The 23,176-nt window shown below is 68.7% G+C and carries 19 protein-coding genes and 1 pseudogene; 11 read left to right on the top strand and 9 right to left on the bottom strand.

The window, feature by feature from the left end:
* Positions 1–32: 32 nt before the first annotated feature.
* Positions 33–2,900: an AAA family ATPase gene (locus AB5J62_RS00600; protein WP_370946135.1), complete on the bottom strand. Its 2,868-nt coding sequence runs from the start codon at positions 2,898–2,900 to the stop codon at positions 33–35.
* Positions 2,901–3,344: 444 nt separating this feature from the next.
* Between AB5J62_RS00600 and AB5J62_RS00605 the strand changes: the two genes are divergently transcribed.
* Positions 3,345–4,430, top strand: coding sequence for a S1 family peptidase (locus AB5J62_RS00605; RefSeq protein WP_370946136.1), 1,086 nt, complete (start codon positions 3,345–3,347; stop codon positions 4,428–4,430).
* A gap of 77 nt (positions 4,431–4,507) precedes the next feature.
* On the opposite strand, the gene AB5J62_RS00610 is transcribed toward AB5J62_RS00605, so the two are convergent.
* Complete coding sequence (locus AB5J62_RS00610) at positions 4,508–4,912, bottom strand: SsgA family sporulation/cell division regulator (RefSeq protein WP_370946137.1); 405 nt, start codon at positions 4,910–4,912, stop codon at positions 4,508–4,510.
* A gap of 176 nt (positions 4,913–5,088) precedes the next feature.
* Positions 5,089–5,565: an Lrp/AsnC family transcriptional regulator gene (locus AB5J62_RS00615; protein WP_370946138.1), complete on the bottom strand. Its 477-nt coding sequence runs from the start codon at positions 5,563–5,565 to the stop codon at positions 5,089–5,091.
* A gap of 102 nt (positions 5,566–5,667) precedes the next feature.
* Between AB5J62_RS00615 and AB5J62_RS00620 the strand changes: the two genes are divergently transcribed.
* On the top strand, positions 5,668–7,881 hold the full coding sequence (locus AB5J62_RS00620) for a glycoside hydrolase family 3 C-terminal domain-containing protein (RefSeq protein ID WP_370946139.1): 2,214 nt from the start codon (positions 5,668–5,670) through the stop codon (positions 7,879–7,881).
* Here AB5J62_RS00620 and AB5J62_RS00625 read toward each other — a convergent pair.
* The gene (locus tag AB5J62_RS00625) at positions 7,878–9,056 is read right to left on the bottom strand and encodes a Glu/Leu/Phe/Val dehydrogenase dimerization domain-containing protein (RefSeq protein ID WP_370946140.1); all 1,179 of its coding nucleotides are present in this window, start codon (positions 9,054–9,056) and stop codon (positions 7,878–7,880) included. The two genes, AB5J62_RS00620 and AB5J62_RS00625, sit on opposite strands and share 4 nt — an antisense overlap.
* A 155-nt stretch (positions 9,057–9,211) precedes the next feature.
* Between AB5J62_RS00625 and AB5J62_RS00630 the strand changes: the two genes are divergently transcribed.
* The 4 genes from AB5J62_RS00630 to AB5J62_RS00645 all read left to right on the top strand — a co-directional run bounded on the left by AB5J62_RS00630 (position 9,212) and on the right by AB5J62_RS00645 (position 13,737).
* Positions 9,212–10,747, top strand: a complete 1,536-nt coding sequence (locus AB5J62_RS00630) for an APC family permease (RefSeq protein WP_370946141.1) — start codon at positions 9,212–9,214, stop codon at positions 10,745–10,747.
* 45 nt (positions 10,748–10,792) lie between these two features.
* A complete protein-coding gene (locus tag AB5J62_RS00635; RefSeq protein ID WP_370946142.1) occupies positions 10,793–11,989 on the top strand; it encodes a sensor histidine kinase in 1,197 nt (398 codons plus the stop codon).
* Complete coding sequence (locus tag AB5J62_RS00640) at positions 11,977–12,612, top strand: response regulator (RefSeq protein WP_370946143.1); 636 nt, start codon at positions 11,977–11,979, stop codon at positions 12,610–12,612. Before AB5J62_RS00635 ends, AB5J62_RS00640 begins: the two co-directional genes overlap by 13 nt.
* A gap of 117 nt (positions 12,613–12,729) precedes the next feature.
* A complete protein-coding gene (locus AB5J62_RS00645) occupies positions 12,730–13,737 on the top strand; it encodes a beta-ketoacyl-ACP synthase III (RefSeq protein ID WP_370946144.1) in 1,008 nt (335 codons plus the stop codon).
* Positions 13,738–13,898: 161 nt separating this feature from the next.
* On the opposite strand, the gene AB5J62_RS00650 is transcribed toward AB5J62_RS00645, so the two are convergent.
* From AB5J62_RS00650 to AB5J62_RS00665, 4 genes and pseudogenes are all read right to left on the bottom strand, one after another.
* A complete protein-coding gene (locus AB5J62_RS00650; protein ID WP_370946145.1) occupies positions 13,899–15,389 on the bottom strand; it encodes an adenylate/guanylate cyclase domain-containing protein in 1,491 nt (496 codons plus the stop codon).
* 16 nt (positions 15,390–15,405) lie between these two features.
* Positions 15,406–15,747: a polyketide synthase gene (locus AB5J62_RS00655; protein WP_370946146.1), complete on the bottom strand. Its 342-nt coding sequence runs from the start codon at positions 15,745–15,747 to the stop codon at positions 15,406–15,408.
* 175 nt (positions 15,748–15,922) lie between these two features.
* Positions 15,923–16,036 (bottom strand): annotated as a pseudogene (locus AB5J62_RS00660) (class I SAM-dependent methyltransferase); the annotation flags it as partial.
* Between the two features lie 28 nt (positions 16,037–16,064).
* On the bottom strand, positions 16,065–16,745 hold the full coding sequence (locus AB5J62_RS00665; protein WP_370946147.1) for a FadR/GntR family transcriptional regulator: 681 nt from the start codon (positions 16,743–16,745) through the stop codon (positions 16,065–16,067).
* Positions 16,746–16,779: 34 nt separating this feature from the next.
* On the opposite strand from AB5J62_RS00665, the gene AB5J62_RS00670 reads away from it, so the two are divergent.
* The 3 genes from AB5J62_RS00670 (at position 16,780) to AB5J62_RS00680 (ending at position 19,370) form a co-directional block, all read left to right on the top strand.
* On the top strand, positions 16,780–18,078 hold the full coding sequence (locus tag AB5J62_RS00670) for an MFS transporter (RefSeq protein WP_370946148.1): 1,299 nt from the start codon (positions 16,780–16,782) through the stop codon (positions 18,076–18,078).
* A 16-nt stretch (positions 18,079–18,094) separates the two neighbouring features.
* Positions 18,095–18,532: a DUF1203 domain-containing protein gene (locus tag AB5J62_RS00675; protein ID WP_370946149.1), complete on the top strand. Its 438-nt coding sequence runs from the start codon at positions 18,095–18,097 to the stop codon at positions 18,530–18,532.
* 76 nt (positions 18,533–18,608) lie between these two features.
* Positions 18,609–19,370, top strand: a complete 762-nt coding sequence (locus AB5J62_RS00680) for a sulfite exporter TauE/SafE family protein (protein ID WP_370946150.1) — start codon at positions 18,609–18,611, stop codon at positions 19,368–19,370.
* A 52-nt stretch (positions 19,371–19,422) separates the two neighbouring features.
* Here AB5J62_RS00680 and hisC read toward each other — a convergent pair whose 3' ends face one another.
* A complete protein-coding gene (gene hisC / locus AB5J62_RS00685; RefSeq protein WP_370946151.1) occupies positions 19,423–20,478 on the bottom strand; it encodes a histidinol-phosphate transaminase in 1,056 nt (351 codons plus the stop codon).
* A 96-nt stretch (positions 20,479–20,574) separates the two neighbouring features.
* On the opposite strand from hisC, the gene AB5J62_RS00690 reads away from it, so the two are divergent.
* Both AB5J62_RS00690 and AB5J62_RS00695 read left to right on the top strand, forming a co-directional pair.
* Complete coding sequence (locus AB5J62_RS00690) at positions 20,575–21,177, top strand: dienelactone hydrolase family protein (protein WP_370946152.1); 603 nt, start codon at positions 20,575–20,577, stop codon at positions 21,175–21,177.
* A gap of 19 nt (positions 21,178–21,196) precedes the next feature.
* A complete protein-coding gene (locus AB5J62_RS00695) occupies positions 21,197–23,173 on the top strand; it encodes an acetoacetate--CoA ligase (protein ID WP_370946153.1) in 1,977 nt (658 codons plus the stop codon).
* The last annotated feature ends 3 nt before the right edge of the window (positions 23,174–23,176 follow it).

Here is a 23,176-nt window from a genome sequence, read left to right on the forward strand (position 1 = left end):
ATAGGTCGGTCCCGCCCAAGGGGCAACCGGATTTACGGGAGCGCGTAGGTCGACAGATGACGGGCGACGTCAGCGCGTGACCGCGCCCCGAGTTTCCGCAGTACCTTGGCGACGTGTTGCTCGACCGTGCGTGGTGACAGGAACAGCCCGTCCGCGATCTCGCGGTTGGTCCGCCCGTCGGCCAGCATCCGCGCGACCTCGCGTTCGCGCGGGGACAGCTCGCGGCCGTAGCCGCGGCGGCCGCGTTGCGACGGCGCCCAAGCCCCGTTCTCCCTGAGCTGGTGACGGCAGCGCCCGGCATCGCGGGTCGCGCCGAGGCGCTCGTACGACTCCGCCGCGCAGGCGAGCTCCTCGATCGCGGACCGGTCGCCCGCCGCGAGCCTGGCCAGCGCCGCGCGTTCCTGCGCGCCCGTCGCCGGGTACGGCATCGGCAACTCCGCGTAGCGCTCCTTGGCCTGCTCGAAGACGGTGGTCGCCGCCTGATGCTTGCCGCGTGCGGCGAGCAAAGCCCCACGTCCGGCCAGCAAAGCGGCTTCGGCGGCAGGCGCGTCACGGCCTTCGATGCCGCGCGCGAACTCTTCGACGACGCCGTCCGCCTCGTCCCACCGGCCGTCCTGCGCGTAGGCCTCGGCGGCCGCCGGCACCAGGTCGGCTGCCCACACCCAGACGCCCTTGCGCCGCGCGACGTTCATGCCCTCGTCGGCCGCGGCGACGGCGCCCGCCAGATCACCGGTGGCCAGTTTGACGCGCACGAGCGCGCCGGCGGCCGACAGCACGACCGGGATCGCGCCGTGCTCCGGCGCGGGCACGCCGGTTTCGGCCAGGTGCCGGTGCGCGGCCGCGAACTCACCGCGCACCGCGGCCAGCGCGCCGAGCACGAGCGAGGTCTCCTGCACGATCGGGCCGAGGTCGGAGTACTTGTCCCGCAACGCTTCCGCGCGCTCGGCGAGCCCGTCCCAGCGCCCGGTGACCCAGTCGAGCCTGATCCTGGTGCCCTGCACCAGCCCGGCCGCGTACAGCGCGCCCGCGTCGATGGCGCGCCGCGTGCCCTCGGTGACCAGGCGATCGGCGCGGCCGAGATGACCGAGCCAGGATTGGCCGTCGGCGAGGTTGCACCACAGCCTCGCGAGCTGGACGCGTTCGGCGACGCTGCTCGTTTCCTCCGGCAGCGCCTCGAATTCCGCCCAGGCGTCGCCGTCGCCGGTGTGCGCGCGGCTGGCGATGCGGTCGACGGTCAGCGCGAGCCGGAGTTCGGGGTCGGTGAGCTGGTCGAAGACGTCCTCGACCCGGCGCATCCAGCGTTGATGCCAAGCCAGCGAGGTGAGCCCGTCGATGGGCTGGGCCAGCAGGTTGATGCCGCGCGCGGCGAGTTCGGGCCGGTCGACCAGCTCGGTGATGGCCTTCTCGACCTCCACCCGGCCGCGGCCGAGCTGCCCGACCGTGCGGACCAGCAGGCTGCCGAGGCTGAGCCGGATCGTGCCGCGGGTGGCCGGATCGTGCGGCGGGTCCTCCAGCACGTGCTCGAGCGTGGCGATGACGTCGCGCCGGAATCCGCGCAGCGCGATCTGGCTGAGTTTCGTGGCGAGCCGCGCGACGTCGGCCTCTGCGAGTTTCCCGGCCGAGAGCAGTGATTGCAGCACGTCGATGGCCAGCGAGGTGTCGCCGCGCGCGGTCGCCTGGTCGGCGGCGGCCTCGGCGTAGTGCTGCCATTGGTCGAGCCGCCCCGCGGATCTCGCGTGTCTGGCCAGCTGCAACATCGGTGGCAGCGGCGAACCGGCCAGCGCGGACAGTGCCTCGGCGTGCAGCATCGTGCGCTCGGGTCCGCTGATGGTGTCGTAGACGGCTTTGCGCGCGAGCGGATGCCGGAAGCCGTACCGGTCCTCGTCGACTTCGCCGAGCACGCCGCCGTCCATCGCGGTCAGCAGCGCGGAGCGCAGGCCGTCCCCGCTCAGTCCGGCGAGCCTGCCGATCACCTGCGCCTCGATCGGCACACCCAGCACGGCCGCGGCTCTGGCCAGCCTGACCGCGGGCTCGGGCAGCGTCTCCAGGCGTTCGGTCATGGCTTCGCGCAGCAGTATCGGGACTTCGAGGCTCTCCAGCAGCCGGTCGGTCAGCGTCTCGCCGAGCGGCTGCGCACCGGCCGACTCCTTGAGCGCGCGCAGGGTTTCCTCTGCCACGAAAGGGATCCCGGCGGTGCTCTCGTGCAGCTTCGCCGCGAACTCGTCGGAAACCCTTGGCAGGTCGAGTATCCCGGTGGCGAGCCGCCGGACGGCCGACACGTCGAGCGGGCCGAGCGTGACGCGGGCGTGTTCGGCCGAGCGGAACGAGGAACCGAGCGAGCCGCGATAGGCGGCGACGACGGCCAGGTCCGGCGGCATCATCGAGACGATGAAGCGCAGCAGGTCACGCGAATCCTCGTCGGCCCAGTGCAGATCGTCGAGCACCAGCAGGGTGGGGCCGCAGGCGCCGAGCAGTTCTCGTATCGCGCGAAACCGCAGGTGCCGCTCGGCGGCCGGGTCGGTCAGCGGTTCCGGTTGCGGTGGAAGGATTTCCGCGAGCTCGGGCAGCAACGGCCGCAGTACTCCCGCGACCGGGCTCAGCGGGCCGAGTGGTTCAGACAACGAGCGCAGCGCTTCGAGGATCGGGCCGTAGGGGAACGGGTCGCGCAGCGGCTGGCAGGTGCCGGTGAGCACGCGGACGCCGCGCAGTTCGGGGCGACCGGCCAGTTCCGTCATCAGCCGGGACTTGCCCATGCCCGCTTCGCCCTCGATGAGCACGACGGCGGGACGCTCGGCGACCACCTCGACGATGGTGCCGAGTTCTTTCTCTCTCCCGACGAGCTTCGGCGAGCGGGTTCGCACCGACACCGAGGTCGGGCGCTGGCTGGCCATCCACACCATGGCGCTCCTCGACGGCTGAGCACGTCGTCCTCTTTGCCCGGAGCTTAAGCAGTAGCTAACCGGGAGTAAACCGGTCGGTAGATCCGAGTGACGACTGCGCGCTCACACTTCTGCGGGCTGGAACTCGTCGGTGACCGATGGTTTGTTCGGGAAAAAATCACGAAGCGTACGAAACTTCGGCTGTTCCCACGTTTCGGCGGCGAATCGCTCGATCAGGTGGGGGAGTAAGTGGCGGAAAGTAGTTGTCCGAAACCCTACTTAAGGACCTACGGCAGCTGGGGGTTGCAACGGTCGAAGTCCGGCTGGGGCAGCGGGTCTACCCCAAAAAGATTGCGTATACCTATCTCTTCGCCGCCGGATTGTGTCCCCGGAAGGCCTGCCGCAGGGTCACCCATGGGTGTGACCAACCGGAGTCGCACCGTAATCGGTAGTCGAGGGAGAACCATGAAGAAGGTGCTCGGAGCAGCAGCGGCCGCCGCACTGGCGGTCAGCGCGATCGCCGCGTCGCCCGCCGCCGCGTTCACCCCGTTGAACCCGGACATGATGCCCGCGATGCAGCAGGACCTCGGACTCACCTACGACCAGGCGGTCGCCGCGCTGGCGACGGAGAACGCCGCGTCCACGCTCTCGGAGTCACTCACGGCCGCGCTCGGCGACACCTTCGCCGGCTCGTACTACGACGCCACCACCAAGCGGCTGCACGTCGACGTCACCGACGCGGCGAAGCTGGCTCAGGTCAAGGCCGCGGGCGCGGACGCCGGGGTGGCCCGGTTCAGCGCCACCCAGCTCAACTCGACGGTCGACAAGCTGAACTCGGCCGAGCGCACCGCGCCGAAGTCGGTCACCACCTGGGGCGTCGACTCGAAGACGAACCGGGTCACGGTGACCGTCGAGCCCGGCAAGACCGGTGACGTGGACTCCTACCTGGCCAAGACCGGCGTCGACAAGGGCGCGGTGACCGTGGTCGAGTCGGCCGACCGGCCCTCGCTGCAGTACGACGTCCGCGGCGGCGACGCCTACTACATCGCCAACCAGGCCCGCTGCTCGATCGGCTTCTCGGTGAACGGTGGCTTCGTCTCCGCCGGGCACTGCGCGGCCATCGGCAGCTCGCTGACCGGCTACAACCAGGTCGCGATGGGCTCGTTCAGCCGGTACAGCTTCCCGACGAACGACTACTCGCTGGCCCGCACGAACTCGAACTGGACCCCGCGCGGCGTGATCAACAACGGCACCCGGGTGACCGGGAAGACCGAGGCCGCCACCGGCGCGTCGGCCTGCAAGAGCGGTTCGACCACCGGCTGGACCTGCGGCACGATCGGCGCGAAGAACCAGACGGTCCGCTACGCCGAGGGCACCGTCTACGGCATGACCGCGACCAACATCCGCTCGGCGGGCGGTGACTCCGGCGGCTCGATCATCGCGGGCAACCAGGGCCAGGGCCTGCTCTCGGGTGGCAACTCGACCACCATGTACTTCTTCCCGCTGAACAAGGCGCTCTCCGCGCTGGGCGCCACGCTGGTGCTCGGCTGATCCTGAAAACGACAAAGGGCGGTTTGAGTGCCTCCAGAGCACTCAAACCGCCCTTTGCCTGTTTCCGCGGGAGTTAGTTAGACATTGGTGATCTCATCGATCAGGGTGTCGACGTCGAAGTAGTCGACTTCGGCGCCGAGCGGCACCAGTTCGTAGGAAGCGGCGAGGAAGCGCTCGATGTCGGCGCGCTCGAGTTCGAACGACGCGTAGCCGTCCGGCGACTCGATTTCCAGGATGACGAGCGCCTCGTCCTCGACCAGGTCGGGGCGGATGCGGACGTCGCCCAGCCCGGCCTGCTCGACCAGGCCGTCGACCAGGAGGTCACGGGCGAAGGTCCACTCGACCCAGCGGCCGCGCTCGGTGCGGAAGGCGACGGTGACCGCGAACGGCTCGTCGGCGTGGTAGGACAAGCGCGAAAGGACCGGCGTGGTGCTGTCGTTCAGCAACACGAACTGGCTCTGGTGAACTGCGTCGGTCTGCACGGCCACTCCCTCGATCTGTCCCTCGCTCGCTTGTCTGCGAACTCGTTCGTCGGTCGAGGGTGAGATGTGCGGGCCTGACGGTCATGACGACAAAACATTCACGTTCACGCTATCGGTGGAAGCGGTCCAGAATGGTGTAACGCGGCCCACAAACCTCTTGTGCCCACAGTGGACAGTCAGCGTTGTTGATCAAGCGGCAGCGTGAGGCCCACTTTGACTCGTTCCATGGCAACGCTCGTGGTGAAGTGCCGTACCTCTCCGTTGTTGAAGAACATACGGTGCGTGAATGCTTCGAACTCCGACATGTCCCGGCAAGTGACGACGAGCACGAAATCGGCGGAGCCGGTGACGTAATAACACTGCTGGACGTGTTCTTCGGCCTGCACCTGTTTGCGGAACGCGTCGAGCACCTCGAGCCGCTCGCGTTCCATTTCGACGGTGACGATGAACGTCATCGGCATGCCGAGCGCGGCCGGGTCGAGCACGGCGACCTCCCGCTCGATGACGCCCGACTCCCGCAGCCGCTTGATCCGGCGCTGCACGGCCGCCGCGGAGAGCCCGACCTTCGCGCCGATCGTCTCGGCGATGATCCGGGCGTCGGTCTGCAGCAGGCTCAGGATGGCGCGGTCGAGGCGGTCGAGATCGGGGTGCACCCTGCCAGGTTATCCGCCTGGCGTTCAGCCGTTCGGGTTTTAACGGGTGGTGAATCCGGACGCCGGTTGACGCTGATGGATCATGAAAGGTATTCACGCTCCATGCGCATTCGGCGACCCTTCGTGACCATGGCCGTGCTCGGGCTGACCGCCGCAGGCCTGCCGCCGCTCGCCGAAGCCGCCGATCCGGTATGCCCCTGGGTCGGTTCGGCCACCCCGATCCCGGACCGCGTCGCCCAAGTGCTCGGCGAGATGACCCCCGCGGAGAAGCTGTCCATGGTGCACGGTTCGGCCGGGCCGTTCGATCTGGCGGGGCCTGTCTACGCGGGACTCGTGCAGCCGATCCCGCGCCTGTGCGTGCCGTCACTCGGGCTTTCCGATGGCTCGGCCGGGATCGGCAACAGCCAGACCGGCGTCACGCAGCTGCCGTCGCCGACCGCGCTGGCGGCGGGCTGGGACCCGTCGCTCGCGGCCGCGTACGGCGATGTGCTCGGTGCCGAGATACGAGGCAAAGGCGCCAACGTCGCGCTGGCGCCCGCGATCGACATCGCGCGCGACCCGCGTGCCGGCCGGTCGTACGAAACCCTCGGCGAGGATCCGGCGCTGACCGGCGAGCTGGCCGTCGCCGAGATCCGGGCCATCCAGCGGCACGGCGTGCTCGCGCAGGCCAAGCATCTCGCGGCGTACAGCCAGGAAACACTGCGGAACACGGCGCTGGGCAACGTGACCGTCGACGAACGGACGTTGCAGGAGATCTACCTGCCCGCGGTCGAGCGCGCCGTGCGCGACGGCGGCGTCGCGTCGGTGATGTGCGGGTACAACCACCTCAACGGTGTGCACGCCTGCAACAACACGTATCTGCTCTCTCAAGTCCTCAAAGGACAGTTCGGCTTCGACGGCTTCGTGACGTCGGACTGGTACGGCATGACCGCGAGCGTCGCCGCCGCCAACGCGGGCCTGGACATGCAGATGCCGGACGGCTGCTACTTCGGCAAGCGGCTGGGCCAGGGCGCCCGTCTTGACGACATGGTCCGTCGCGTCCTCGGCCAGATGTTCCGCTTCGGCCTCTTCGACCGCCCGGCTTCGGGTTCCCCTTCCGCGGTGGTGACTTCTCCGCGCCACGCCGCCATCGCCCGCGATGTCGCGGAACAGGGGACCGTGCTGCTGAAGAACGCCGACTCCATTTTGCCGCTGCGCCGTTCGGATTCGGTCGCGGTGATCGGCTCAGCCGCAGGCGCGGACGTGCTCGGCTCGGGCGGCGGCAGCGCCCACGTCATCGCCCAAGCCGTCAAAACCCCGTACGACGCCATTTCCGGCTACGGCAACGCTTCCTTCGACGACGGCTCGGACCCCGCCCGAGCCGCCCGCGTCGCCGCCGCCTCGGACGTCGCCGTCGTCTTCGCCGCCAAGTGGTCGACGGAGTCCAAGGACGCGCCGGACATCACGTTGCCGGACAACGCGTTGATCGACCGCGTCGCCGCCGCCAACCCGAACACCATCGTGGTCTTGAACACCGGCGGCCCGGTCGCCATGCCCTGGCTCGCTCGTGTCAAAGGCGTGCTCGCCGCCTGGTATCCCGGCCAGGAGTACGGCGCCGCACTGGCCGCGCTGCTCTACGGCGACGTGAACCCGTCCGGCAAACTCCCGATCACCTTCCCGGCGTCACTCGACCAGGTCCCCGCCCGTGCCTTCCCGGACGGCCGCTTCACCGAACGCCTCGCGGTCGGCTACCGCTGGTACGACCAGCAAGGCCTGAACCCGTTGTTCCCCTTCGGTTTCGGCCTCTCCTACACGCGTTTCGAGCTGTCGGACCTGAACGTCTCGGGCGACGTCGTCGAAGCCTCGGTCACGAACACGGGCTCTCGGCCGGGCGCCGAAGTCGTCCAGCTCTACGTGACCCATCCGGCGGCCGACGGCGAACCACCCCGCCTGCTGAAGGGTTTCGAGAAGGTCTCCCTGGCGCCCGGCGCGACGCAACGGGTCCGGTTTTCGCTGACCCCGCGCGATCTTTCGCACTGGGATTCGACCGCGCACCAATGGATCCGGACCGTGGGCGACTACGGAATCTCGGTCGGCACGTCCTCACGCGACCTGCCACTGACCGGCGTCGTCTCGGTACCCCGCGCCGTCACCAGCGCCCCGACGCCGCCTCCGCCGCCGGGCGCACCCTCGGGCGGTGACACCGCCGGCGACGCCTTGGCCAACATCCTGACCTGCCCGAACGCGACGGCCTTCAGCACTTTGCTCGGCGCTGTCTCGTTGGTCGGTCTGCCCAAGGCGCCGCAAGCGGTGGTCCCACCCGCGAACCCGTCTTAGAGGGTCCCGAAGCGACGATCGATCCGCGCCGAAGCCTCGGCCGCGATGGTCGCGGCGGCCGCCCTCGGCGTCACCCCACCCATCTCCGCCCGGTCCAACGTCGAGGTCACGAGCTTCTCCATGGCCTCACCGATCTTCGCGAACGCCCCGTCCGCGTCGGCTTCGACGTCACCGAAGAGCGTCCACCACCACCAGGCGTTGGTCGCCGAGTTCGCCACGACGTCGGGCAGGATCAGCACGCCGCGTTCGGTCAGCGGGGCCTCCGCGTCCGCGGTCACCGGCATGTTCGCGGCCTCCACGATCAGCCGCGCGCGGACCGAGGCGTGGTTCTCCGCGTTGATCGTGTACGACACGGCGGCGGGCACGAGCACCTCGGCCTCGATGTCGAGCCACTGGCGCAACGGCAGCTGCTGGTCGGCCCTGCGCAGCTCGGCGCGGTCGATCTCGCCGTAGGAATTCCTTGTCAGCAACAGGGTTTCCACATCGAGGCCGTCCGGGTTGTGGATGACCCCGACCGCGTCCGCGATGCCGACCACCACGAGGCCTGCACGTGCCAGGTACCGCGCGGTGGCGCCGCCCATCGAACCGAAGCCCTGGATGAACACCCGGGTCCCGGCGCGCGGCAGCCCCAGCCGGTCGACCCCGGTCAACGCCGCTTCGGCCACGCCGTAGCCCCCGACCAGCTCGTCGAGGCCGATGCCGTCGACGGTGATCGCGAAGGCGTCCGCGAGTCGTTTCCTGGCCTTGGTCTCGTCGTCGAGCAGCGGATAGACGGCCGGGATCGACGAGTCCATGCCGAGTTCGGCGAGCACCTCGTCGATGGTGTCCTGCCGCAGGCCGAGATCCTCGCCCATGGTCCAGAACCGCTCGATGTACGGCCGCATCGCCTGCAGATACCGCCGCAGCACATCAACGGCGCGCGGATCGTGCGGGTCGAAATCAATGCCGCCTTTTGCTCCGCCCAGTGGAACATATCGTCCATTCGGGTCGTAATTCAAAGCTTCTTTGGCGGACATTCCGGCAGCGAGCCCGCGTACTTCGTCGAGTGTGCAGCCGGCGCGCATGCGCAGGCCACCACTCGCGACGCCGCGGACGAGTCGGTCGATCACCAGGTAGCCGCGGCTTCCGGTCTCGCGGTCATGCCAGCTGATCTGCAGATAAGGCTCGTCGCCCACGGTGCTCCTGTCGAGTTCGCGCAAATAGACGATTCAGTCAATAGCCGGGCGCGGGCCCGCCTGTCAAGCATCCTGACAACGCTTGTCCGCGCCTTGACAAGCCCTGTGTGCGGCGTCACGGTAAGCGCTCTCACCGGGCGAGCGGGGGTACACCAGTGGTGGACATTGTGGACGGTCTGGGTGGCGGGTTCGAACAGCAGCGCTCGCGATTGCAGAAATCCTTACGCCGCAAGGATGTCGTCTTCTTCCTCTTGTGCACGCTGGTCGGCCTCGACACCATCGGAAGCGTCGCGGCACAGGGGCCGCAGGGACTGACCTGGATGGTCATCCTCGCGGTGCTCTTCTTTCTCCCGTACGGCCTGCTGGTCGCCGAACTCGGCACCGCGTTCCCGGTCGAGGGCGGTCCTTACATCTGGACGAAACTGGCGTTCGGCAAGACTGTCGCGGGTATCAACCAGGTCCTTTACTGGCTCACCAACCCGATCTGGATGGGCGGCAGCCTCACCATCATCGCCGTGGCAACTACCGAGAAATTCTTCATTCCACTCGGCACCGCCGGTAAGTACATCGCGGGCGTCATCTTCATCTGGTTCGGCGTGCTCTGCGTGGCCGCTTCGCTCAAAGTCGGCAAATGGGTTCCGACGGCCGGAGCGCTCGCCCGAATCGTGCTACTCGGCTTCTTCACCGTTTCAGTAGTGGTCTACGCGATCAAAAACGGCGTGCAGCCGCTCACGGCCTCCAGTTTCGCGCCGACCTACGCCGGTTTCCTCGCGCTCGTACCGTTCGTGATCTACAACTACGTCGGCTTCGAACTCCCCAGCACCGCGACCGACGAGATGACCGACCCGCAGCGCACGGTCCCGTTCGCCATCCTCCGCTCCGGCATCGGCGCGTTCCTGCTCTACGGCGGCCCGATCCTCGGCATCCTGCTGGTCGTGCCCGCCGACCGGATCAAAAGCCTCGGCGGCTTCATCGACGCCTGCAAGAGCGTGCTCACCGTCTACGGCGGCTCGATCGCCGAAGACGGCACGGTCACGCTGACCGGCGCCGGCAACGTGTTCGGCATGATCTGCGCGGCCGGGCTCATCGTCGGCGTGCTCACCAGCGGCGTCGGCTGGGCGATCGGCGCGCACCGGGCGCAGGCCGTCGCCTGCGCGGACGGCGCGGGCCCGCGCTACTTCGGCGAGATCTCCGTCAAGCACGGCACCCCGATCCGGATCAACGTGCTCTCCGGCGTGCTCGCCACGGTGGTCATGGTCGCCGCGCTCGCGATCACCGGCGGCGACGCCGAGAAGTACTTCAGCGCCGGCCTCGCGTTGACTATCTCGACGACCTTCATCTCCTACGTCGTGACGTTCCCCTCACTGCTCGTGCTGCGCCGCAAGCAGCCGGACGTGCCGCGCCCGTTCCGCGTCGGCGGCGGCACCTGGGGTGTCGCGATCGTCACGCTGGTGCCGACGGCGTTCGTCGCGTTCACCGTCGCGACGCTGATCTGGCCGGGCATCGGCGTCGGCTGGTTCGGCACCGCGGGCAGTCCTGACGACTCGCTGCCGTCCTCGTTCGCGGGTCAGCGCTGGCCGTACTTCTGGAGCCAGCTGATCCCGTTGGCGCTGGTCATCGGCATCGGCGTGGTGTTCCAGCTGCTCGGGCGCCGCCGCAGCGTGCGGGATCCGCTACCCGAAATGGTGTAGCCACCCCCACCGCGCCGCCGATCGGCGCAGTGAACAATCGAGGACATGATCCAGCGAACGGGACGCGCGCTCCTGTACTCCGTGCAGAGCTTCGTCGTGGGCGTCGTGTGCATGTTCGCATTGCCGGCGCTCATGCTCGCCGGGGTGCTGACGCTGTTCACCGCGGGCGTCTTCGTCATGCCCCAGGCACTGCGGCTACTCGGCATGCTCACGGACTTCGAGCGCCGCCGCGCCGGCAGGCTGCTCGGCCGTGAGATCCCGCCGCACGGGCCGAGGGCGAAGCGGCTCGGCGAGCTGCTCGCTCAGCCAGGCACCCGGCGAGACCTGCGCTGGGTGCCGATCGAAATGATCTTCGGCACGGTGCTCGGACTCGTCGGCGTGACGCTCGCCCTGCTCCCGCTCGCGACCATCTCCTCGACCTTCTTCTGGTGGGCCTTCCCCGCGAACGAGCCCCCGACCATGCTCCTCGTCCCCGTCCAGACCTGGGACACGGCGCTCGCCACCGGGGTGCCGATGCTCGCGATCTCGGCGCTGGCGGCGTGGCGAGGTGCGCCCGCGCTGGCCAGGGCCGGCGCGAAGCTCAGCGCCAGGGTGCTCGCGCCGTCGAACAAGGATCAGCTGGTCGAGACGCTGCGTGAGAGCCGGGCGGGCGCCGTCGACGCGCACGGCGCCGAGCTGCGGCGCATCGAGCGTGACCTGCACGACGGCACCCAGGCACGGCTCGTCTCGCTCGCGATGATGGTCGGCATGGCCGAGCGGGAGAAGGATCCCGAGAAGGTCGCGAAGCTGCTCGCCGGCGCGCGGGAAGGCGCCGAAGACGCGATGACCGAGCTGCGCGGCGTGCTGCGGACCATGTATCCGCCGATCCTCGCCGACCGCGGCCTCGACGGCGCGCTCGCCGCGGTCGCCGCGCGCTGCCCGGTTCCGGTGGAACTCACCGTCGGCGAGCTGGAGAAGGTCGCCGCGCCCGTCGAGTCGGCCGTCTACTTCGTGATCACCGAGGCGCTCACCAACGTCGCAAAGCACAGCGGCGCGACCGGTGCGCAGGTCACCGTCACCAGGCACGTGGACGTGCTGCTCGCCGAGGTCGTCGATGACGGCAAGGGTGGTGTCGACGAGAAGCTCGGCACCGGGATCGGCGGCATGCGGCGCAGGCTGGCCGCGCTGGATGGCACGCTCAAGGTGGAAAGTCCCGCAGGGGGACCGACCCGTATTTCACTGGAGGTCCCGTGCGGGTCGTGATGGTCGAGGACAACGTGCTGCTCGCCGAGGGCATGCGGCACCTGCTGCAGAGCGCGGGGCACGAGCTGCTCGCGCGCGTCGAGGACGCGGACTCGTTCGTCGAGGCCGTCCGCGAGCACCGGCCCGATGTGTCCATTGTGGATGTCCGGCTGCCGCCGACGTTCTCGGACGAGGGCATCCACGCGGCGCTGCGCGCGCGGCGCGAGGTCGCGGGCACGCCGGTGCTGGTGCTCTCGCAGTACGTCGAGGAGACCTACGCCGGTGAGCTGCTTTCCGACGGCCACGGCGGCGTCGGCTATCTGCTGAAGGACCGCGTCGCGCGGATCGAGGAGTTCCTCGAGGCGCTCGAACGGGTGGCTTCGGGCGGCACCGCGATGGACCCGGAGGTGATCGCCCAGCTGCTCACCCGTAAGCATGATCCGCTCGCCGCGCTGACCGCGCGCGAGCGTGAGGTGCTGCACCTGATGGCCCAGGGTTTCGCGAACGGCGAGATCGCGACGAAGCTCGTCGTCACCGAGCGGGCCGTGCAGAAACACGTTGGGAACATCTTCTCGAAGCTGGATCTCCCAGCCAGTGAGAGCGGTCACCGGCGCGTGCTCGCCGTGCTGGCCTACCTGGAGTGACCGCAATACGTGAGAATTCCTCACAATGTGACCTGGAACACAACTGACGGGTCTACCGGAGGGTAGGACCTACAAGGGAGAGGACGGGGTCTCAGGTCGGTCGGGAGGAAATTCCAGGTGCCCACGCAAGAAGCGCGCGGTACGGCGGTAATCAGTGGGCTCGGTTCCTGGCTGCCTTCACGTGTCGTCGACAATCACGAGTTGTCCCAACGACTTGATACTTCGGACGAGTGGATCCGCACTCGCACGGGCATCGCGCAACGTCACGTCGTCGCACCCGGCGAGTCCACAGTGGACTTGGCGGTCGAAGCGGGAAAGCGGGCGCTGGCGTCCGCCGGAGTTGACAGAGTCGACCTCGTACTCCTCGCGACGGCCACGCCCGACCAGCAATGTCCCGGCAGCGCGCCGCAGGTCGCCGCCCGCCTCGGCCTGAACGGCGTCGGCGCGCTCGACGTCAACGCGGTCTGCAGTGGCTTCGTCTACGCGCTCGCCACCGGCGCCGGCCTCATCTCGGCAGGCGTCGCGGCCTCGGTGCTGGTGATCGGCGCCGACACCTTCACCACGATGATCGACCCCGAAGACCGCGGCACCGTCCCGATCTTCGGCGACGGCGCGGGCGCCGTCGTGCTCCGCTCCGGCACCGCCGACGAGCCGGGCGCACTCGGCCCGTTCGACCTGCACAGCGACGGCGAACTCGCCGAGCTCCTCTGGATCACCGCGGGCGGCTCCAAGAAGCGCCAGTCCGACGACCCCAGCGAGTTCTTCCTGACAATGCAAGGCCAAGCGGTCTTCCGCCACGCCTGCGCCCGCATGGCCGAGTCGTCCCGCGCCGTACTCGAGCGCGCCGGCCTCACCGTGTCCGATGTGGACAGATTCGTCGGCCACCAGGCCAACATCCGCATCCTCCAGGGCTGCGCCAAACAACTCGGCCTCGCCGCCGACGCGGTCGTCGCCAACATCGAGCACACCGGCAACACCAGCGCCGCCTCGATCCCACTCGCACTCGCCGACGCCGTCCGCGACGGCGAGCTCATCCCCGGCCACCGCGTACTCCTCAGCGCCTTCGGCGCAGGCCTGACCTGGGGATCCACAGTCTTCACCTGGCCATCCGTCACCCCCGGCTGACCCCTCCCGCCGCCGATAGCCCGAAAGCGTCGTTCGGTCCCTGGTGGGTCCCGAATGCGTCGTTCGGTCCCTGGTGGGTCCCGAATGCGTCGTTCAGTCCGTCCCAGACCCCGAATGCGTCTTTCGGTCCTTAGCAGGGACCGAAAGACGCATTGGGATTTTTACGGGGTGGTCGTCCAGGTCGGGGTCGGGACCTGGCGGCCTCGGAGTTCCAGGTCGCCGTCGGGCGTCCACAGGGCGCGCTCGCTGGTAGTCGAGGCTTTGAGGACGGCTTCGCTGGCGAGGATGCGGCCGGGGACCGTCTTGGCGTGCTCGGTCAGCCGGGCCGCTTCGTTCACCGCGTCGCCGATGACCGTGTACTCAAGCCGGCTGCTCGTGCCCAACTGGCCCGCGAAGACCGGGCCGGACGCGACGCCGACGCCGAGGTCCAGCTCGCCCCAGGCCAAGACGGCGTCCCGGATCGCGCGGGCGGCGGACAGGGCTGAAGTCGCCGGGTCGGCCAGGCGGGTGGGCGCGCCGAAGATGCACAGCGCCGCGTCGCCCGCGAACTTGTTCAGGAGCCCGCCGCGGGCGTTGACCTCGTCGAACACGCTCGTGAACAGCCGGTTCAGCTTGGTGACCAGCTCCTCGGGCGGCGTGCGGTAAGCCAGCGCCGTCGAGTCGACGACGTCGACGAACAGCGCGACCACCTCGCGCACGTCCCCGGACAGCGAGGCGCCGAACTCCAGCGCGTGCCGGGCCACGTCGGCACCGACGTGGCGGCCGAAGAGGTCGCGCATGCGGTCCTGCTCGCGCAGGCCGGCGACGAGGTCGTTGACCGAGGTCTGGAGCATGCCGATCTCGGACGAGTCGTCGACGGGGACCGAGACGTCCGTGCTGCCGCGCGCGACCTGGTTCAGCGCGATCCGCAGCCGGTGCAGCGGGGCCGCGACCGCGCGGGCGAGCAGTGCGGTGCCGAGCGCGCCGACGACCAGACCGATCACCGACAGCATGATCAGCGACGCCGTGTGGTTGCCCTCGCCGATCAGCTCGGGCGGCGCACTCACCAGCAGGATGCCGAGCAGCGGCACGCCGCTGGCCAGCGCCCAGGTGAGGATCAGCCTGGTGAGCACGGTCACCGGCAGGGAGTCCTTGGGCGGCAACACTTTCAGCGCGATCGTCATCACCGGCCGGGCGACCCACTCCGCGGCGAGATACGTCAGCCCGACCGTGGTCAGCCCGCCGAGCAGGATGGTCAACGCCACCGCGAAGGCCTCTTCGCCCGCGCCGAGCACGGCCGAGAGCGTGCCGAGCACGATCGTCCCGATCAGCCAGAGCGTGCCGCTGACGATCGCCATGTCGACCGGCAGCCGCAGCGCGCGCCGTGCCTCGCTTTCGCCCGGCGGCCTGCCGAGCACGAACCAGATCGCGGTGCGGCGCTGCAGCCAGGCCGTCCACAGTGAACCGACCACGAGTGACGCGGCGACCAGCCCGGCCGCGGTCGCGCCGAGCACCCAGGACCGGTCGCCGAGCTGACTCGGGGAGCCCTCGAAGAACAACAGGAGCGCGACGACCCCGGATCCGCACACACTGGAACCCAGCCCCAGCGCGGCGAAGCCGAGGCTGGTGCGGAGTACGAGCCGGAACCTCCCGAGATGAGCGGGTTTGCGCACGCCGTGATCGTATTCGCTAGTACCTGTAGCGCAGCAGATGCGCGAAGTTCCGAAACGCCGGGACGCGCGTCGCGACCTTGAACTGCAGCCGGTACTTGGCGCTGAAGTACGCGACCAGCTCCGGCTCGGCGAAGTGGCTCACGTCCCACGAAGTCCGCAGGTCGAGGCCGAGTTTCTCCAGCTCGCGCGGGTCTTCGAGACCCCAGCGCAGCGTCGCGCCCGCCCGCCGGACCACCGGGTTGAGCTTCTGTAGCTTGATCGCGAGCTTGCTCATGACGTCGAACACCATCTCGCCGCGCGGGAACCGGTCGACCAACCGCTGCAGTAGCGCCTCGCCGTCGGCCGGGTCGAGGTACATTCAGCAGGCCCTCGGCGACGACCAGCGTCGGCCGGTCCGCCGGGATCTCGTCCAGCCAGCCGGGGTCGGTGACTGAAGACGCGATCGTCCGATAACCAGGGCGCGACGGGTAGATCCGCTCGCGCAGCGCGATGACGTCGGGGAAGTCGACGTCGAACCAGCGCACCGTCGGCGGCGGGTCGATCCGGAACACCCTGCTGTCCATGCCCGCGCCGAGGTGCAGCACGGTCGCGTCCGGGTGCGCGGCGAGGAATTCCCTGGTCCAGTCGTCGAACGGCTTCGCGCGCATCGCGACGGAGGAACGGGTCCGGCAGCTCCTACGAGTCGGTGGCGGCGAAGTCGTGCATTGAGAGCTTCGCCTCAACCAGATGGCGCAGCGTCGCCTCGCGCGCCGCGGCCGCGTCCGACCTGGTGATCGCCTCAAGGATCTCCCGGTGCTCGCAGACGGCCTTGCGGATCTGACCCGGCAGCCGCAGCGCCGCGCGCCGCTCCTCGCCGACCAGTGAGAGCACCGAGCGCAGCAGGTCGGCGACGTCGTCGTCGCCCGCGTTGACCGCGATCACCCGGTGGAACTCGGCGTCGGTGGCGATGACACGCAGCATGTCGCCGTCAGCCGCGGCCTGTTCCATCTCGGCGACATTGGCTTCGAGCTTCGCCACCACGCGAGGGGAGTGGTGCTCGGCGAGCCGCTCCGCGAGCGTCGGTTCGACGGTCGTGCGCAGGTCGAAGAGCTTTTCGACGAGCTGCTCGTGCTCGGCGAACCAGGTGCGCAAAGGTTTGCGCTCCGCCTCGCGGACGTACGTGCCCGAGCCCGCGCGGATCTGCACGTAGCCGATCGAGTCGAGCACGCGCAGCGCCTGCCGCAGCGAACCCCGGCTGATGCCCAGCTGATCGCACAGCGCCCGTTCGGCAGGCAGGCGTGATCCCGGCGGCAGCTCGCCGGAGTCGATCAGCGCGCGGAGCCGGTCGACGGTCGCGCTCCATACCTGTTCGGTCACGCGCGAAATCTTGCCAGGTGTTACTTTCCGAGGCATGCGGCCGAGCCTCGACCCGATCGCCAGAAGCGCGTTGGGCAAGGCGACACGGCGCCTCGTGCCGCTGATGGCCGTCTGCTACTTCTTCGCCTACCTCGACCGGACCAACCTCAGCGTCGCCGCGCTGACCATGAACGCCGAGCTCGGACTCTCCTCACAGGTCTACGGGTTCGGCGCCGGCCTGCTGTTCGTCGGCTACGTGCTGCTCGACGCGCCGAGCAACCTGATCATGCACCGCGTCGGCGCGAGCCGGTGGATGGCCAGGATCATGATCGTCTGGGGCCTGGTCGCGGCCGCCTGCGCGCTGATACAGGGCGAGACCAGCTTCTACCTGCTGCGCTTCCTGCTCGGTGTCGCCGAAGCCGGGTTCTTCCCCGGGATGATCCTGTACCTGACGTATTGGTTCCCGGCTTCGCATCGCGGCACGGTCACCGGCCTGTTCATGGTCGCGGTCCCGCTGTCGACCGCGCTGGGCGCGCCGATCGGCGGGCTGCTGCTCAAGCTGGACGGCATCTGGGGCCTCAGCGGCTGGCGCTGGCTGTTCCTCACCGAAGGCCTGCCGTCGGTGTTGCTCGGCCTGCTGCTGTTCTGGCTGCTGCCGGACCGGCCCGCGCACGCGACCTGGCTCACCAACGAGGAACGCTTGTGGCTCAAGGAGGAACTGGCCGCGGAGAACGCCTCGATCGCGCCGATGCCGGTGCGGCGCGCGCTGCTGCATCCCCGGGTGCTCGGCCTCGGGATGGTGTACTTCGCGATCGTCTTCGGCTTGTACGGCCTGGGTTTCTGGATGCCGACCATCCTCAAGGCCAGCCTGAAGATCGAGGACAACTTCGTGGTCACGCTGCTCACCGCGGTGCCGTACGCGATCGGCGCGGTCGCGATGGTCTGGTGGGGACGGCACGGCGATCGCGACGGCCGGACCGTGCGCTACACCGCGTTCCCGATGGTCGTCGGCGGTGTCGCGCTGACCGGCTCCGCGTTCCTCTCGCCGTGGCTCGGCTACGTCGGGCTGTGCCTGTGCGCGATCGGCGTGATGGCGGCGTTTCCGTCGTTCTGGAAGCTGCTGCCCGCGTTCCTGTCCGGCGCCGCGGTCGCGGGCGGGATCGGCGTGGTCAACTCGGTCGGCAACCTGTCCGGCTTCCTCGGGCCGTACTGGCTCGGCTGGATGACCGACCTGTTCGGCTCGAGCAAATGGGGCCTGGTGACCATCGGGCTCGTCATGATCGCCGGCGCGGTGCTGGCAGGCGTGCTGGGTGAAACGTCGCGTCCGAAAGCCGCCAGCAAGCCCGTCGGCTGATCACGAGTATTGAGGCATGAACGTTGTGCCGATTGAAGAACCCGTCGCCAAGGAAGTCCGCGCCACGCTGCTCGCACCCGACTACGGGCACCCCGCTTCGGCGGAGGACGTCGACGGCACGTCGCCGTGCCGGCTGTGCCTCACCATGATCGAAGACCGCCGGATCCTGTTCACCTACGACGCTTTTCGCGGCCAGGAGGACATCCCGCTCCCCGGACCGGTCTTCGTGCACGAAGGGGACTGCACGCCCTACGCGGCGCATGAGACGTTCCCGCCCGAATTCCGACGCCATTCCCTGGTACTCGACGCTTACCGGGCCGGGCGCGAGCAGGTGGCCGAGCGGCGGATCGAGGGCGTGGACGCCGACGCGGCGCTCGCGGAGCTACTGGCGGACGCCGACTACGTCCACGTCCGCAGTGCCAAGGCGGGGTGCTATCTCTTCACGGTGAGGTGAGTGACTCGCCACACTCGCTGTCTGACTAACCACACTCGCTAAGCGCCAAGGGATCATCCCACCTAGCCTGCGAGCTATGACGTGGTGGCACGCGGTGATCATCGGAGTCGCCGGCATCTGGGCGGGCACCATCAACACGGTCGTGGGCTCCGGCACCCTGGTGACCTTCCCGGTGCTGGTCGCGCTCGGGTATCCGCCGCTGACCGCGACGACGTCGAACGCGATCGGCCTGGCCCCGGGCACGATCAGCGGCGCGATCGGGTACCGCCAGGAACTCGCGGGTTATTGGCCCGAAGTGATCCGAATGTCCATTGCGTCTTTTTTCGGCGCGATCGGCGGCGCGATCTTGCTGCTCTCGCTGCCGAAGGACGCGTTCGAAACCGTCGTCCCGATCCTGGTCGGACTGGCCGTCGTGCTGGTGATCGTGCAGCCGAAGGTGTCGAAGTGGATCACCAAGCGCCGGGAGGTGAACGGCGGCGAGCACAAGATCGGCCCGCTGCTGCTGTTCTTCGTCTTCCTGATCGGCATCTACGGCGGATACTTCACCGCCGCGCAGGGCGTGATGCTCGTCGCCGTGATGGGGATGCTGCTTTCGGAGTCACTGCAACGCCTGAACGGCGTCAAGAACGTCCTGTCGGCCGTGGTCAACACCATCGCCGGGCTGATCTACGCCTTCGTCGCGCCGATCAGCTGGCCGGTGGTCGCGATTCTCGCGGTCAGCTCGGCCATCGGCGGCCAGCTCGGCGCGAAGATCGGCCGCAAGCTCCCGCCGACCGTGCTGCGCGGCGTGATCGTCGTGGTCGGCCTCGCCGCCATGGTCCAGCTCATCCTGAAGTAGAAACCGGGATAAAGCGGGCTTTACTCCCCGGAGTAAAGCCCGCTTTATCGCGCTAGGCCTTGTACGCGCGGGCCGCCGCGAGGAAGAGATCGTTCTCCTCGGGCGTGCTGATGGTCACGCGCACGCCGTCCGTCGCGTACGGCCGCAGCACCAGCTTGTGGTCCAGCGCGAACTCCGCGAACTTCGGCGTCTCCTCGCCCAGCGGCAGCCAGACGAAGTTCGCCTGCGTGTCCGGCACGTCGTAGCCGGCTTCGATCAGCTCCTTGCGGACCCGCTCGCGCTCGCCGACGATCTCCTTCACGCGCGCCATCAGCTCGTCGGACGCGTCCAGCGAAGCGATCGCCGCCGCCTGCGCGATCATGTTCACGCTGAACGCGACGAACACCTGACGCAGCGCCTTCGCGATGTTCTCCGGCGCGATCGCGTAACCCACGCGCAGCCCGGCGAGCCCGTACGCCTTCGAGAAGGTCCGCAGCACGGCGACGTTTCCGTGCGGCGTCACGTATTCGAGGCCGTTCGGCACATCGGGATCGGTGACGAACTCGCGGTACGCCTCGTCGAGCACGACGAGCACGGTCGACGGCACCGCGGCCAGGAACCGTTCCAGCGCCTCACGCCGCACGGCCGTCCCGGTCGGGTTGTTCGGGTTGCAGACGTAGAGCATCTTGGTGCGCGGTGTGATCGCGGCGAGCATCGCGTCGAGGTCGTGCACGTCACCCTCGGCCAGCGGCACCTTGATGCTGCGCGCGTTCGCCACCTGGGTGACGGTGGGGTAGGCCTCGAAGGAGCGCCACGCGTAGAGAACCTCGTCGCCGGGTTCGCAAACGGCCTGCGCGAGCTGCTGGCACAGCGAAACCGAACCGCAGCCGATCGCGACCTGCGCGACCGGGAAGTCCACCGCGGTGGCGATCCGGGCGCTCAGCGCGTTGCAGCCGGAGTCGGGGTAGCGGTTCACGTTGGCCGCCGCTTCGACGATCGCCTTCGCCACACTCGGCAGCGGACCGCCTGGCACCTCGTTGCTGGCGAGCTTGATCGCACCTTCGACGGTGCGGCCCGGGACGTACACCGGCAACGAGCCGAGATCCGAGCGGGTGGGGACGGCGGACATAGCGCGAGCTCCTCTTCGTCTCAGGGAGATTGCGGTCACCCTATCCGCAATCTCTCAACCCTTCTCCTGTTTACCTCGCGGTGGTTGAGTAAGTGAATGACCCTCACCCACACCGATGTTTACGAACGTGTGCAGCTGACCTTCGCTGAGCCTGAGGGAGCGGTGCGAGGCGGGCTGGTCGTGCTACCCGAGGCTGAGGGCATAACGGACGGGGTGCGCCTGCTCATCGCCGGATTGGCCGGTGAAGGCTGGCTGGCCGTCGCACCCCACATCGACGGCGAGAACCTCACCCGTGAGGACGTGCTCGACGCGACGGACAGCACACTCGATTGGCTGGTCGAACGCGGTATCGACGCCGAACAGCTCGGCGTCGTCGGCTTCGACCTCGGCGGCACGGCCGCGCTCGTGGTCGCCTCGCACCGCAAACTCGGCGCGGCGGTCAGCGTCGGCGGCGAGCTGCCCGGCCTGGTCGAGATCGCGGGCAAGCTGACCAGCCCGTGGCTCGGCATGTACGGCGATTCCGGCACCGAGGAGGGCCGCGTCGAGCTGGAACACCTGCGTGACGCGGCCGCGTCGGCCGACGTCGTGACCAACGTCGTCCGCTATCCGGGCGCCGACCACCGCTTCGATTCAGATCCGGGAGCCGGCGCGGAAGCCTGGCAGCGGACCCTCAATTGGTTTGATGCGCATCTACGTTAGCGAGGGTTAACATCGGCGGGTGACCAACGCCGATGCCCCCGAAGTGCTCTGGCGCCCTGAGCCGAGCCGCCAGTCCGAGACGAAGATCGAGGCCTTCCGCGAGTGGCTGCGGGCCGAGCGCGGCGTCGAGGTCGACGACTACCAGTCGCTATGGGAGTTCTCCGTCCAGCGCGTGCCCGAGTTCTGGGCCGCGGTGGCGGAGTTCCTCGGCATGCGCTGGCACAACGCGCCCGGCGAGGTGCTCACAGGTGAGATGCCGCAGGCGAAGTGGTTCGAAGGCGGCACGCTGAACTACGCCGAGCACGCGCTGACACCAGGCGTCGCTGGCGCGTCGAAGGCCGACGACGAACTCGCGGTGATCTTCCACCGCGAAGACGGTCTGACCAGGCAACTGACCTACGGCAAACTGCGCACGCAGGTCGCGGCTTTCCGCGCCGCTTTGGTCGCGTCGGGCGTAGGAAAAGGCGACCGGGTGGTCGCGCTGGCCCCGAACTGCCCACAGACGCTCGTCGCGTTCCTCGCCACCGCCAGCCTCGGCGCGGTGTGGTCGTCGTGCTCGCCGGACTTCGGCGTCCGCGCGATCTCCGACCGCTTCACCCAGATCGAGCCGAAGGTGCTCATCGCCGTCAACGGCTACGTCTACAATGGACGCTCCTTCGACACCCGTTCGACGATTTCCCAACTGCGCGAGCAAATTCCGTCACTCGAAGCGACCGTCCTGATCGACTACGTCTGCGGCGGCACCCTCGACGGCACACTGGACTTCGACGACCTGCTCGCCGCGCACGACGGCGCCGAGCTGGCGTTCGAGCCGGTCGACTTCGCGCACCCGCTGTGGGTCCTGTACTCGTCGGGCACGACCGGATTGCCCAAGGGCATCGTCCACGGCCACGGCGGCATCACCATCGAACTGCTGAAAGCCCTTGCGCTGCAAAGCGATCTGGGCCCAGGTGACCGATTCTTCTGGTTCACCACGACCGGCTGGATGATGTGGAACTTCCTCATCTCCGGACTGCTCGTCGGCACCACGATCGTGCTGTTCGACGGCAGCCCCGGCCATCCGGACCTGAACGTGCTCTGGCATTTGGCCGAACAGCACCGCGTCACGTTCTTCGGCACGTCGGCGCCGTTCATCCAGAGCTGCCTGAAAGAGGGCATCAAGCCGTCGTCGAAGTACGACCTCACCGCGCTGCGCGCGATCGGGTCGACCGGCTCACCACTCTCGGTCGAGGGCTTCCGCTGGCTCGTCAACGAGTTCGGCAAGGGCGTCCAGATCTGCTCGGTCTCCGGCGGAACCGACCTGTGCGCGGCCTTCGTGGCCGCGTCCCCGGATCTGCCGGTCTGGCTGGGCGAGCTGTCCTGCCGCGCGCTGGGCGCGGCCGTCGAGTCCTTCGACGAGGCGGGCAACTCGGTCGTCGAGGAGGTCGGCGAGCTGGTCGTCACGAAGCCGATGCCCTCGATGCCGGTCTACTTCTGGAACGACCCCGACGGCTCCCGCCTGCGCGAGGCCTACTTCGAGATGTACCCGGGCATCTGGCGCCACGGCGACTGGATCCGCATCACCAAGCGCGGCTCGGCCGTCATCTACGGCCGCAGCGACTCGACGTTGAACCGCGGCGGCGTCCGCATGGGCACCGCCGAGTTCTACCGCGTGGTCGAAGGCTTCGCCTCGGTCGCCGACTCACTGGTCATCGACACCTCGGCGGCCGGGAATGAAGACGGCAGGCTCCTGTGTTTCCTCGTGCTGAAGGACGGGGCCCAGTTGCCGGACGTCGAGCCGTCGCTGCGCAAGGAGCTCAGGGGAGCGCTGTCGCCACGACATGTACCTGATCGGTTCGTCGTGGTGACCGAGATCCCCCGCACCTTGAACGGTAAGAAGTGCGAGGTACCCGTGAAGAAGATCTTGTCCGGGGTCGCCCCGGAACGAGCGGTGAGCAGGGACGCACTCGTCAACCCCGACGCCCTGCGCCCGTTCGTGGAGCTCGCCAGGGAGTAAGCA

The organism is Amycolatopsis sp. cg5 (assembly GCF_041346955.1).
GTDB lineage: Bacteria > Actinomycetota > Actinomycetes > Mycobacteriales > Pseudonocardiaceae > Amycolatopsis.